The sequence below is a fragment of the Rhizobacter sp. genome (assembly GCF_031412495.1).
Taxonomy (GTDB): Bacteria; Pseudomonadota; Gammaproteobacteria; order Burkholderiales; family Burkholderiaceae_C; genus Schlegelella_A.
In genome coordinates this window covers 1-11,710 of the sequence record NZ_JANODC010000201.1, presented here as the reverse complement: position 1 = coordinate 11,710, position 11,710 = coordinate 1, and the positions used below count along the sequence as shown (strand labels likewise).

General features: G+C 69.9%; 12 protein-coding genes. 11 read left to right on the top strand and 1 reads right to left on the bottom strand.

Going from position 1 to position 11,710, the window contains the following annotated elements:
* Positions 1-53: 53 nt before the first annotated feature.
* The 10 genes from AC30N0_RS07525 (at position 54) to nagZ (ending at position 9,879) form a co-directional block, all read left to right on the top strand.
* Positions 54-1,520 carry a Do family serine endopeptidase gene (locus AC30N0_RS07525; RefSeq protein ID WP_489517309.1) on the top strand — a complete coding sequence of 489 codons (1,467 nt, stop codon included), beginning with the start codon at positions 54-56 and terminating at the stop codon, positions 1,518-1,520.
* Positions 1,521-1,951: 431 nt separating this feature from the next.
* A complete protein-coding gene (gene lepA, locus AC30N0_RS07520; RefSeq protein ID WP_489517308.1) occupies positions 1,952-3,760 on the top strand; it encodes a translation elongation factor 4 in 1,809 nt (602 codons plus the stop codon).
* On the top strand, positions 3,760-4,737 hold the full coding sequence (gene lepB, locus AC30N0_RS07515; protein ID WP_489517307.1) for a signal peptidase I: 978 nt from the start codon (positions 3,760-3,762) through the stop codon (positions 4,735-4,737). Before lepA ends, lepB begins: the two co-directional genes overlap by 1 nt.
* A 30-nt stretch (positions 4,738-4,767) precedes the next feature.
* Positions 4,768-5,133 (top strand): DUF4845 domain-containing protein, encoded by a 366-nt coding sequence (locus tag AC30N0_RS07510; protein WP_489517306.1) that lies wholly within the window; start codon positions 4,768-4,770, stop codon positions 5,131-5,133.
* Between the two features lie 46 nt (positions 5,134-5,179).
* Positions 5,180-5,884 carry a ribonuclease III gene (gene rnc / locus AC30N0_RS07505; protein WP_489517305.1) on the top strand — a complete coding sequence of 235 codons (705 nt, stop codon included), beginning with the start codon at positions 5,180-5,182 and terminating at the stop codon, positions 5,882-5,884.
* Positions 5,884-6,804, top strand: a complete 921-nt coding sequence (gene era / locus AC30N0_RS07500) for a GTPase Era (RefSeq protein WP_489517304.1) — start codon at positions 5,884-5,886, stop codon at positions 6,802-6,804. Before rnc ends, era begins: the two co-directional genes overlap by 1 nt.
* Positions 6,805-7,602: a DNA repair protein RecO gene (gene recO, locus AC30N0_RS07495; protein WP_489517303.1), complete on the top strand. Its 798-nt coding sequence runs from the start codon at positions 6,805-6,807 to the stop codon at positions 7,600-7,602.
* On the top strand, positions 7,599-8,393 hold the full coding sequence (locus AC30N0_RS07490; RefSeq protein WP_489517302.1) for a pyridoxine 5'-phosphate synthase: 795 nt from the start codon (positions 7,599-7,601) through the stop codon (positions 8,391-8,393). The genes recO and AC30N0_RS07490 overlap by 4 nt, the downstream gene beginning before the upstream one ends.
* Positions 8,390-8,791 (top strand): holo-ACP synthase, encoded by a 402-nt coding sequence (gene acpS / locus AC30N0_RS07485; protein WP_489517301.1) that lies wholly within the window; start codon positions 8,390-8,392, stop codon positions 8,789-8,791. The genes AC30N0_RS07490 and acpS overlap by 4 nt, the downstream gene beginning before the upstream one ends.
* Complete coding sequence (nagZ, locus tag AC30N0_RS07480) at positions 8,788-9,879, top strand: beta-N-acetylhexosaminidase (RefSeq protein WP_489517300.1); 1,092 nt, start codon at positions 8,788-8,790, stop codon at positions 9,877-9,879. The genes acpS and nagZ overlap by 4 nt, the downstream gene beginning before the upstream one ends.
* A 34-nt stretch (positions 9,880-9,913) precedes the next feature.
* Here the strand turns inward: nagZ and AC30N0_RS07475 are convergent, their stop codons facing one another.
* Entirely contained in the window at positions 9,914-10,396 is a 483-nt protein-coding gene (locus AC30N0_RS07475; protein ID WP_489517299.1) for a hypothetical protein, read from the bottom strand.
* 162 nt (positions 10,397-10,558) lie between these two features.
* On the opposite strand from AC30N0_RS07475, the gene AC30N0_RS07470 reads away from it, so the two are divergent.
* Positions 10,559-11,425, top strand: coding sequence for a hypothetical protein (locus AC30N0_RS07470; RefSeq protein WP_489517298.1), 867 nt, complete (start codon positions 10,559-10,561; stop codon positions 11,423-11,425).
* Positions 11,426-11,710: the final 285 nt, after the last annotated feature.

The window sequence follows — 11,710 nt, the reverse complement described above, 5'->3', positions numbered from 1 at the left end:
ACATGGCGGCTCATTCCCTCGTCGTTTCACGTCGACCCCTTCGGGAATCCCTCATGGCCTCGACCCTTGCTTCGCTGCGCGCCTTCCTCAGCCGCCTCGGCTTCGGCGCGATCGCCCTCGCGCTGGGCTTCACGGCCACGGCTGCGCCGGCGGCCGCCCGGGCCCAGGGCCTGCCCGACTTCACCGAACTGGTCGAGAAGGTCGGGCCGGCGGTGGTCAACATCCGGACCACGGAGCGCGGTCGCGCCGCGCGGAGCGGCCAGGGCGGCGGCGACGTCGACGAGGACATGCTCGAGTTCTTCCGTCGCTTCGGCCTGCCGATGCCGAACCGGCCGGCGCCGCGCTCGCCTCAGCAGCAGCCGGACGGCGACCCCCAGCCGCGCGGAGTCGGCTCCGGGTTCATCCTGAACGCTGACGGCTACGTCATGACGAACGCCCACGTGATCGAGGGCGCCGACGAAGTCATCGTCACGCTGGCCGACAAGCGCGAGTTCAAGGCCAAGACCATCGGCGCCGACAAGCGCTCGGACGTGGCGCTCGTCAAGATCGACGCCAGCGGGCTGCCGACGGTGCGCATCGGCGACGTCTCCAAGCTCAAGGTCGGCGAATGGGTGATCGCCATCGGCTCGCCGTTCGGCCTGGAAAGCACGGTGACCGCCGGCATCGTCAGCGCCAAGTCGCGCGACACGGGCGAGCTGCTGCCCCTGATCCAGACCGATGTCGCCATCAACCCGGGCAACTCGGGCGGGCCGCTGATCAACATGCGCGGCGAGGTCGTCGGCATCAATTCGCAGATCTACAGCCGCTCCGGGGGCTACATGGGCATCTCGTTCTCGATCCCGATCGACGAGGCGAGCCGGGTCTCCGAGCAGCTGCGCACCGGCGGGCGCGTGATCCGCGGCCGCATCGGCGTCGTGATCGACCGGGTGACGCGCGAGGTGGCCGAGTCCATCGGCCTCGGCAAGCCGACCGGAGCGCTCGTGCGCAGCGTCGAGTCGGGCGGCCCGGCGGACAAGGCAGGGATCGAAGCCGGCGACATCATCGCCAAGGTTGATGGCCGCGTCGTCGAGACTTCGGTCGAGCTGCCGCGCATCGTCGGCAGCATCAAGCCCGGCAACAAGGCCACCCTTCAGGTCTTCCGCCGGGGCGGCTACCGCGACGTGAGCGTCGTCGTCGCCGAAATGGAGCCCGAAAGGACCGCGGCTCGTCGTACGCCCGACCGGGAGACACCCAAGGCCCCGGCGCCGGTCGGCAGCTTCGGCCTCGCCGTCGCGGATCTGACCGATGCGCAGAAGCGCGAGATGAAGATCAAGAACGGCGTCCGGGTCGAAGCTGCCGAGGGCATCGCTGCCCGTGCGGGTGTCCGGGAGGGGGATGTGATCGTCACGGTGGACAACGTCGAGGTCACCGGCGCCAAGCAATTCGAGGCGGCGATGGCAAAGGCGGACAAGGCCAAGCCGGTGACCTTGCTCGTCCGTCGGGGCGAGGCGGCAACGTTCGTGATACTCCGCCCGCGCTAGGGTTTACCCAGGGTGAACGCACGTGGGCGCTCGCCCACATCCCATCCGGTCGGCGAGCTCGGGAGCAGCCCTCTATAAAGAAGAGTCGTCCGGTGGGGGTGACGGCTGACTCGCGACCGCAAAATTGCCCCCAGGCAGTCCACAGGCATTTGTGGATAACCTGTTGATAGAATTCATGTTGGCGGCCCGCAACGTGCAGAAAACAAGCCTTGGCACGGGTTGCTGAAGGGGCCTTTTGGCTACAATGAAATCCCAACAAGCAGTTGCCATACGTTTTGTTGGAAGGCGCGTCAGTAATTCGACGTGCCTTTTTTTTGGTGACTCCGAACCGCCGCTTCGCGGCATCGCATCGCTTCGCGACATGAGTCTCGTGGCAACGGCCTCGCCGTTGTAGCAGTGCCAGAGGCTCGACCCGTTTCGCCGAAGCAGACATGGACCACATCCGCAACTTCTCGATCATCGCCCACATCGATCACGGCAAATCGACGCTGGCGGATCGGCTCATTCAGCGCTGCGGCGGGCTCTCCGACCGAGAGATGGAAGCCCAGGTGCTCGACTCGATGGACATCGAGCGCGAGCGGGGTATCACCATCAAGGCGCAGACCGCGGCGCTCACCTACCAGGCGCGGGACGGCAACAGCTACCAGCTGAACCTGATCGACACACCCGGCCACGTCGATTTCTCGTACGAGGTCAGCCGCTCGCTGTCGGCCTGCGAGGGCGCGCTCCTGGTCGTCGACGCCAGCCAGGGCGTCGAGGCGCAAACGGTCGCCAACTGCTACACCGCGCTGGACCTCGGCGTCGAGGTCGTCCCGGTGCTCAACAAGTTGGACCTGCCGCAGGCCGACCCCGATCGGGCCCGGGCCGAGATCGAGGACGTGATCGGCATCGACGCCGAGCACGCGATCCCGTGCAGCGCCAAGACCGGCGAGGGCATCGACGACATCCTCGAGGCGGTGGTGCACCGGATGCCGGCACCGCGCGGGCGGCCCGAGGGGCCGCTGCGGGCCATGATCATCGATTCCTGGTTCGACAACTACGTCGGCGTGGTCATGCTGGTGCGCGTCGTCGACGGCCAGCTGCTGCGCGGCGAGCGGATCCGCCTGATGGCCAGCGACTCGGTCTACGGCGCCGAGCAGCTCGGCGTCTTCACGCCGAACTCGGTCGCCCGCGACAAGCTCTCTGCCGGCGAGGTCGGCTTCGTGATCGCCGGCATCAAGGAGCTGCAGGCGGCCAAGGTCGGCGACACCATCACCCTGGAAAAGAAGCTGCCGAACAACGCCGGCGTGGCCACTGAGGCGCTCCCCGGCTTCAAGGAGATCCAGCCGCAGGTCTTCGCCGGCCTGTACCCGACCGAGGCGAGCGAGTACGACCAGCTCCGCGACGCCCTCGAAAAGCTCAAGCTCAACGATTCCTCGCTCCGCTACGAGCCCGAGGTGAGCCAGGCCCTCGGCTTCGGCTTCCGCTGCGGCTTTCTCGGCCTGCTGCACATGGAGATCGTCCAGGAGCGGCTGGAGCGGGAGTTCGACCAGGACCTGATCACCACCGCGCCGTCGGTGGTGTACGAGGTCCAGCTCAACAGCGGCGAGCTGCTGCGGGTCGAGAACCCGTCCAAGATGCCCGACCTCGGCCGGATCGGCGAGATCCGCGAGCCGATCGTCACCGTGCACCTGTACATGCCGCAGGAGTACGTCGGGCCCGTGATGACGCTGGCCAACCTGAAGCGCGGCGAGCAGAAGAACATGGCCTACCACGGCCGCCAGGTCATGTTGACCTACGACATGCCGCTGGCCGAGATCGTCCTCGACTTCTTCGACAAGCTGAAGAGCGTCTCGCGGGGCTACGCCTCGATGGACTACGAGTTCAAGGAGAACAGGGCCGCCGACGTCGTCAAGGTCGACATCTTGCTCAACGGCGAGCGCGTCGACGCCCTGTCCATCATCGTCCACCGGAGCCAGAGCCTGTACCGCTCGCGGGCCGTCGTGTCGAAGATGCGCGAGCTGATTTCGCGGCAGATGTACGACGTTGCGGTGCAGGCGGCCATCGGAGCCAACATCATCGCGCGTGAGACAATCAAGGCCCTGCGCAAGAACGTGATCGCCAAGTGCTACGGCGGCGACATCACGCGCAAGAAGAAGCTTCTCGAGAAACAGAAGGCCGGCAAGAAGCGGATGAAGCAGATCGGCTCCGTCGAGGTGCCGCAGGAAGCCTTCCTGGCCATTCTCCAAGTGGACGACTGATGGGTTTGCTGACCGGTTTGCTCTACGCCTGCCTCGGGGTCTTCGGGCTCGGCTGGTACTTCGGCAAGTGGTCCGGGAATTTCTCCCTCCTGCTTTTTGTCCTCACCCTGGTGACCTTCCTCTACTGGGTGGCGGAGCGCTTTTATTTCGCGCCGCGCCGCCGGCGGGCGGTGGCCACGTTCGAGCGTCAGGAAGCGACCCGGCGCGAGCAGCTGGCCAGCCAGGGGATCACCAAGGTCGACGACAACAGCGCCGAGATGCGCGAGACCCTGCTGATGCAGCCGTGGTGGCTCGACTGGACCGCCGGGCTCTTCCCGGTGATCCTCGCGGTGTTCCTGCTGCGCTCGTTCCTGTTCGAGCCGTTCAAGATTCCGTCCGGCTCGATGATGCCGACGCTGCTGATCGGCGACCTCATCCTGGTCAACAAATTCCATTACGGGATCCGCCTGCCGGTCATCAACCGCACGATCGTCGACAACAACGACCCGGCCCGGGGCGACGTCATGGTGTTCCGCTTCCCGAGCGACACGAGCACCGACTACATCAAGCGCGTGGTCGGCCTGCCCGGCGACGAGGTCACGTTCCGCAACCAGCAGCTCTCGATCAACGGCCAGCCGGTCCCCGTCGAGGCGCTGCCGCCGCCCGGCTTCTACGACGAGGACACGCGGCGCTACTCGCTGGAATTCAAGGAGAAGCTCGGCGACATCGAACACCGCATCCTCATTAATCCTCAATCCACGCCTTTTTTCGGAAGCCAGGACGGCAACCGCTTTCCGTTCCGCGAGAACTGCCGCTACAGTGCCGAAGGGGTGACCTGCAAGGTTCCGCCCGGGCACTACTTCATGATGGGCGACAACCGCGACAACTCGCTCGACTCGCGCTACTGGGGCTTCGTCCCCGACCAGAACATCATCGGCCGGGCGTTCTTCATCTGGATGAACTTCGGCGACCTGAAGCGGATCGGGTCGTTCCGGTAGCCCGCGCGGCTGCCACCAAGGGAGGTGCGGATGATCCGAGGAGCGAGCAGGGCGGGCATTCAGCGGGGCGTGACTCTCTTCGGGCTGCTCTTCTGGGCCATCGTGATCGGCTTCCTGTCGCTGATCGGCATGCGGGTCCTGCCCAGCCTGAACGAATACTTCACCATCAAGCGCACGGTCAACCAGATCACGACCGAGGGGACGACGGTGCCGGAGATACGGGCCGCCTTCGAGCGCCAGAAGGACATCGAGTACTCCATCACCTCGATCACCGGCAAGGATCTCGCCATCACCAAGGAAAACGACAAGGTGGTCGTAAGCTTCGCGTACAACAAGGAAGTGGAACTTGTGAGCCCGGTCTATCTTCTGATCAAGTTCGAGGGCCGGTCGAAGTAGATATCCTGCCGGCTCGCCCCAGACTCACGCGAGCCCTTCGTCACGCATGGATTCCAGCCTCGTCGCTCTGCAGCAGCGCATCGGTCACCGGTTCAGCGACCCGGACCTCCTGCAACGCGCCCTGACCCACCGCAGCTTCGGCACCGACCACAACGAGCGGCTCGAGTTCCTGGGCGACGCCGTGCTCAGCCTGGCGGTCTCGAGCCTCCTGTTCGATCGCCTCGGCGACTCCGACGAAGGCGACCTGACGCGGATCCGGGCCCACCTCGTCCGCGAGGACAGCCTGCACCGCGCGGCCCTGCAGGTCGGGCTGCCGGAACTGCTTCGTCTCGGCGAGGGAGAAGCGCGCGGCGGCGGTGCGCTGCGCGCGTCGATCCTGGCCGACGCCCTCGAGGCCCTGCTCGGCGCGACCTTCGTCGACGGCGGCTTCACGGCCGCGCGGGCGCTCGTGCAGAGCCTCTTCGGCGAGATCATCGAGACCGCCGACGTCGCCACCTGGGCCAAGGACGCCAAGACCGAGCTGCAGGAATGGCTGCAGGCACGGCGGATCGCGGTGCCGAGCTACCGGATCATCGCCACGCGCGGCCAGGCGCACGCGCAGACCTTCGAGGTCGAGTGCGCCGTCCCGGCGCTCAGCCTGAGCGAGACGGGCGAAGGCAAGTCGCGCCGCGCCGCCGAGCAGGAGGCAGCCCGGCGCATGCTCCAGGCGCTTCGCGACAGCGACGAGCCGGGCAGCCCGCTCCAGTCCTGATGCCGGGCGACGACGTCCCCGAAGCGGGTGCTGCGCCGCAGCCGACGCGCTGCGGCCTCGTCGCCATCGTCGGCCGGCCGAACGTCGGCAAGTCGACGCTGCTCAACGCGCTGGTCGGCCAGAAGATCAGCATCACCTCGAGCAAGGCGCAGACCACGCGGCACCGCATCACCGGGGTGCGCACGGCGGGCCGCTCGCAGTTCGTCTTCGTCGACACCCCGGGCTTCCAGACCCGCCACGCCGCGGCGCTGAACCGGACCCTGAACCGGACGGTTTCGGCGACGCTAGGCGACGTCGACCTGGTTCTCCTGGTGGTCGAGGCGGGCCGCTTCGGCAACGAGGACGAGACCGTCCTCGCCCTGGTGCCGCCCGGCAAGCCGGTGGTCCTGGTCGCCAACAAGCTGGACCTCGTCACGCGCCGGGCCGACCTCGCGCCCTGGCTGCAGTCGATGCAGGCGCGGCATCCGTTCGTCGAGTTCGTGCCGCTGGCGGCGAAGAAGGCGGCCGACGTCGAGCGCCTGCTCGGGATCGTCGAGCCTTACCTGCCCGAGCAGCCCTGGCTGCACGGCGAAGACGCGCTCACCGACCGCAGCGACCGCTTTCTCGCCGCGGAGATCGTCCGCGAGAAGCTGTTCCGCCTGACCGGCGACGAGCTGCCCTACACCTCGACGGTGATCATCGACAAGTACGAGGAAGAGGGCCGGCTGCGCCGGATCGCGGCGACCATCGTCGTCGAGCGCGAGGCGCACAAGGGCATGATCATCGGCGGCGGCGGCGAGCGCCTCAAGCGCATCGGCTCGGAGGCCCGCCAGGAGCTCGAGCACCTGCTCGACGCCAAGGTGTTCCTCGAGGTCTGGGTCAAGGTGCGCAGCGGCTGGGCCGACGACGAGGCCCACCTGCGCTCCTACGGCTACGACTAGGTGGCGCATCGCTCCGGGGCCCTCACGGCCTACGTCCTGCACCGCTACGACTGGAGCGAGTCGAGCCTGATCCTCGACGTGTTCACCCGCGAGCAGGGGCGGATCGCGGTGGCGGCGAAGGGGGCGAAGAAGCCGTTCTCGCAGCTGCGAAGCGTCCTGCTCCCGTTCCAGCGGATCCAGGTCTCGCTGGGGCGGCAGCCGGCGGGCGCCGAGGTGCGCGAGGTCGACACCCTGCGAGGTGCCGAGTGGAGCGGCGGCCACGGCATGCCGGCCGGGGCCGCCCTCTTCAGCGGCTTCTACCTGAACGAGCTGCTCATGAAGCTGCTCGCCCGCCACGACCCGCACCCGCTGCTCTTCGACGCCTATGCGGCGACGGTCGCGGTCCTCGCCGGCAGCGGCGACGACGCGGCGGCGCAGGCCGCGCTGCGCGCCTTCGAGATCGTCCTGCTGAAGGAGATCGGCCTGCTGCCCGATCTCGGCGTCGAAACCGCCACGCGCCAGCCCGTAGGGGTCGACCGGCGCTACGTCGTCCTCCCGGATGCGGGCGTGGTCGAGGCCAAGGACGAAGCCGGCCTGCGCGGCTCGACGCTGACCCGGCTCCAGGCGGCACTCGCGTCCGCCGACCTGTCCCGTCTGCAGGCGGCGACGGCGGCGTCGCTCGCCGAGCTGAGGCCGCTCCTGCGGGCGCAGCTTCACTATCATCTCGGCACCTCGCAGCTGCGCACGCGCCAGGTGATGATCGAAGCGCAAGCCCTGGACCGAAGCCACCTGCCGCACGCCGGCCTGCCCGCCCGATGAACCCCATGGTCACCATCGGCCTCGACGACCGGGGCCGGTCCACCCAGCTCTCGGTCAACGTCAACAAGATCGCGCTGCTGCGCAACCAGCGCCCGCTGGCGATCCCCAGCGTGACCGGTCTGGCGGCACGCCTCCTCGGCGCCGGAGCGCACGGCATCACCGTGCACCCCCGTCCCGACCAGCGGCACATCCGAACCGGCGACGTGCACGATCTCGCCGCGATGCTCGAGGACTGGCCGGCCGCCGAGTTCAACATCGAGGGCAACCCCTTCCACAATCTGATGCCCATCGTCCGCGAGACGCGGCCGCACCAGTGCACCTTCGTGCCCGATGCGGCCGGGCAGGCCACCTCCGACCACGGCTGGGACCTCGGCGTCGACGGCGCGCGCCTCGCGCCCCTGATCGACGAGGCGCATGCGCTCGGCGTGCGGGTCAGCCTGTTCATGGGTGCCGACGCGGGTGCGATGACCGCGGCACGCGCCATCGGTGCCGACCGTGTCGAGCTCTACACCGAGCCCTACGCGCAAGCCTGGAACACGCCGGGGCAGGGGGCGTCGCTGGCGGAGTTCGCGGCCGCAGCACGGGCAGCGCAGGCGGCGGGGCTGGGCGTCAACGCCGGCCACGACCTCAACCTCGACAACCTGCCGCCCTTCCTGCAGGCGGTGCCGGGCGTCCTCGAGGTGTCGATCGGCCATGCCTTCGTCGCCGACATGCTCGAGCTCGGCGCCGCCGAGGCGACCCGGGCCTATCTCCGCGCCATCGACGCCGCCACGGCGGGCAGCCGGCGGTGATCTTCGGCGTCGGCACCGACCTCTGCGACGTGCGCCGGATCCGCGCCGTGCTGGCTCGGCGCGGCGATCGCTTCGCGGAGCGGGTGCTGGGCCCGCACGAGATCGAGCTCTTCCGGGCCCGTCGCGCCCAGCTGCACGAGCGCGGCGTCCGCTACCTGGCGACGCGCTTCTCCGCCAAGGAAGCGTTCGCCAAGGCGATCGGGCTCGGCATGCGCATGCCCATGACCTGGCGCTCGTGCGAGATCGTCAAGCAAGCGAGCGGCAAGCCGTCGATCCGGCTGCACGGGGCGCTGGCGCGCTGGTGCGCCGAGCGCGGCCTGACCCCCCACGTGAGCGTCAGCGACGAGGCCGACTACGCTTCGAGCTTCGTCGTCGTCGAGCAGACCCAGAACCCATGACCACCGAAACGCACCGCCCCATCATCCTCGACATCGCCGGCACCTCGCTCGACGCCGACGACCGGCGCCGCCTGGCCCACCCGCTGACCGGCGGCATGATCCTGTTCGCCCGCAACTGGCGCGACCGCCTCCAGCTCACCGAGCTCGTCGCCGAGATCAAGTCGATCCGCGCCGACCTGCTCGTCTGCGTCGACCACGAAGGCGGCCGCGTGCAGCGCTTCCGCACCGACGGCTTCACGCAGCTGCCGGCGATGCGCGCGCTCGGCGAGATGTGGATGCGCGACGCGCCCGCCCGCGCCGGCGGCACCGGCGCCATGCGGGCCCTGGAGTCGGCGCGCGCCGCCGGACACGTGCTCGGCGCCGAGCTGCGCGCCTGCGGCGTCGACTTCAGCTTCACGCCCGTGCTCGACCTCGATCACGGCGCGAGCTCGGTGATCGGCGACCGGGCCTTCCACCGCGACGCCCGGGTGGTGTCGACGCTCGCGCGCAGCCTGATGCACGGCCTGCTCCAGGCCGGCATGCAGAACTGCGGCAAGCACTTCCCGGGGCACGGGTTCGTGCGCGCGGACAGCCACCTCGAGGTGCCCGTGGATCCGCGGCCGCTGAAGCGGATCCTGGCCGACGACGCCCGCCCGTACGAGTGGCTGGCGGGGACGTTGGCCAGCGTCATGCCGGCCCACGTCATCTACCCGCAGGTCGACGCGCGGCCGGCCGGCTTCTCGGCGCGCTGGCTGAAGGAGATCCTGCGTCTGCAGCTCGGCTTCGAAGGCGCCATCTTCAGCGACGACCTCAGCATGGCCGGGGCGCGCCAGGTCGCCGGCGCGACGATGGGCTACGCGGAAGCGGCGGCGCTGGCGCTCGACGCCGGCTGCGACATGGTCCTGCTCTGCAACCAGTCGCTCGACGGCGGCGCCGCCGTCGACGAGCTGCTCGACGGCCTGCTCGACGAGCAGGCCGCCGGCCACTGGCAACCCGATGCCGCCAGCGACCTGCGTCGCCTCGACCTGCTGCCGCAGACGCCGCCGCTGGGCTGGGACGACCTCATGCACCAGCCCGCCTACCAGCGCTCGCTCGAGCGCCTGCCCTGACGGGACAGGCGGCGAAGACTGCCCGAGGGAGGCCTCAGGCCGGCGTCGAGGGATCGCGCCCCTGGCTCTCGAACGGCAGCTTGAATTGCGACAGGTCCTTCTTGGTCTCGACCAGCACCAGCGGACCCTCGTCGACGTTCTCGACGGTCGCAATCTCGCGCGGCCGATGCGCCGGCGCCGGCATCGCTGCCATCGTCTGCTGGACGGCGCGGATCTTGTCGGCGTCCGAGTTCACCCACTGCAGGCCGGCCGACTCGGCGACGGCGACGAGCGAGTCCATCGGCAGCACGTAGTCGTCGGACGAGGTCGCCGGCTCCGCGTCGCTGCCGCTCGCGGCGATGGGCAGCGCGGCAGCCCGCGGAGTGGCCGGTGCGGCTGCGGGTGCAGGTACGAACGCAGCTGCGGCCAGCGGCTGGCTGCGCGCAGGTTCGGGCCCGTTGCTGCGCATGGCCGGTTCCTCGACGTCGCCGATGCGCTCGTCGCGCGCTGCCACGGCAACGCCGCGGTCGGCTTCCATCCCGGCTTCACCGACCACCGGCCCGAGGTCGTCGCGCGAAACCTGCTCGCCATCGCGGCCGCGGCCACGCCCGCCGCGACCCCGGCGCCGCCCGCCACCGCCTTCACGGCCTTCGCCGCGAGCTTCGCCGGTGCCTGGCTCGTCATCGGCGCGCGGTTCGGGTTGCGCGACGGCCTCGCCCGGTCGGGGTTCGCCGCCCTCGAAACGCTCGTCCATCGCCGGCACAGCCGCGCCGTTCTGGCCCCCGTCCGCGACCGACGCGCCCGCAGCGTTGTCGACACCAGCTGCTTCGCCGGCGCCGGAATCGTCCCGATCGCGCCCGCGCCCGCCGCGCCGACCGCGCCGCCGGCCGCCCGGGCGCTCGCCCAGCGCATCGCCGCCCTCGGGTTGCAGGTTCGGTTGCGTGTCGGTGAAGGCCTCGCTGCCCGCTTCCTCGCTCGGCATGGCGGCAGGCGCACTCTCGCCGTGGGCATCGGCAGGGCGCGGACCGCGGTCGTTGCGACCACCGCGGCGCGAGTCGCCACGCGGGTGATCGCCACGCCCTGCGTCGGTTCGCGTCGCGTCGCCACGGGCCATGTCTTCGCGTGCCACGTCGCCGCCTTCGGCTCGCGGTTCGCCTCGCGGGCTGCGCGCCTCGCGCGAATCGCGGGGCTCGCGTCCCTCGCGGGGCTCGCGAATCTCCCGTGGCTCTCTCGTTTCGCGGCCCTCGCGCGGCTCGCGCCGCTCGCTCGCCGCAGGCTCGCCCTCGGCGCGCGGCGCCTCGGCCTGACGATCGTTGCGCCGGCCGCGGGCACCGGCCTCGCTGCCGGCTTCGGCGCTGCGCTCGCCGCGTTCTCCTCGTTCGCCGCCGCGACCGCCGCGGCCGCCTCGGCCGCCGCGCCCGCCACGTTCACCGCGGTCACCCCGCTCGCCGCGATCGCGCTCGCCACGCTCGCCGCGCTCGCGCCGTGCCGGCTCCTCGACTCGCGTCGCAGGCGCCTGCACGGCCAGCGGCGGCGCGGGGGCCGTCTCCGGTGCGTCGGAAAATAGTCCCTTCACCCAGGCGAAGAAGCCGCGTCCGGCGGCCGGCACCGGCACCGCCGGTGCGTGCGTCGGTCGTGCCGCAGCGACCGGCGCAGCGACCGGGGCCGCCGGCTGCGGCTGCGGCCGTTCCACGGGCTTCGGTGCCGGGGTTTCCGGCAGGATGCCCTTGATCACCGGTTCCTGCTTGGCCTTGGCCTTCTCGCGCCGCGTGAAGCCGACTTCCTCTTCAGGCTCGTCGATCATCGTGTAGCTGGCCTGCAGGTTCTCCAGGCGGGGGTCGTCGTGGCGCAG

Excerpts from the sequence above, each read along its gene's own strand:
- AC30N0_RS07525 (WP_489517309.1), top strand. The coding sequence starts at position 54 with ATGGCCTCGACCCTTGCTTCGCTGCGCGCCTTCCTCAGCCGCCTCGGC.
- lepA (WP_489517308.1), top strand. The coding sequence starts at position 1,952 with ATGGACCACATCCGCAACTTCTCGATCATCGCCCACATCGATCACGGC.
- lepB (WP_489517307.1), top strand. The coding sequence starts at position 3,760 with ATGGGTTTGCTGACCGGTTTGCTCTACGCCTGCCTCGGGGTCTTCGGG.
- AC30N0_RS07510 (WP_489517306.1), top strand. The coding sequence starts at position 4,768 with ATGATCCGAGGAGCGAGCAGGGCGGGCATTCAGCGGGGCGTGACTCTC.
- rnc (WP_489517305.1), top strand. The coding sequence starts at position 5,180 with ATGGATTCCAGCCTCGTCGCTCTGCAGCAGCGCATCGGTCACCGGTTC.
- era (WP_489517304.1), top strand. The coding sequence starts at position 5,884 with ATGCCGGGCGACGACGTCCCCGAAGCGGGTGCTGCGCCGCAGCCGACG.
- AC30N0_RS07490 (WP_489517302.1), top strand. The coding sequence starts at position 7,599 with ATGAACCCCATGGTCACCATCGGCCTCGACGACCGGGGCCGGTCCACC.
- nagZ (WP_489517300.1), top strand. The coding sequence starts at position 8,788 with ATGACCACCGAAACGCACCGCCCCATCATCCTCGACATCGCCGGCACC.
- AC30N0_RS07475 (WP_489517299.1), bottom strand. The coding sequence starts at position 10,396 with ATGGAAGCCGACCGCGGCGTTGCCGTGGCAGCGCGCGACGAGCGCATC.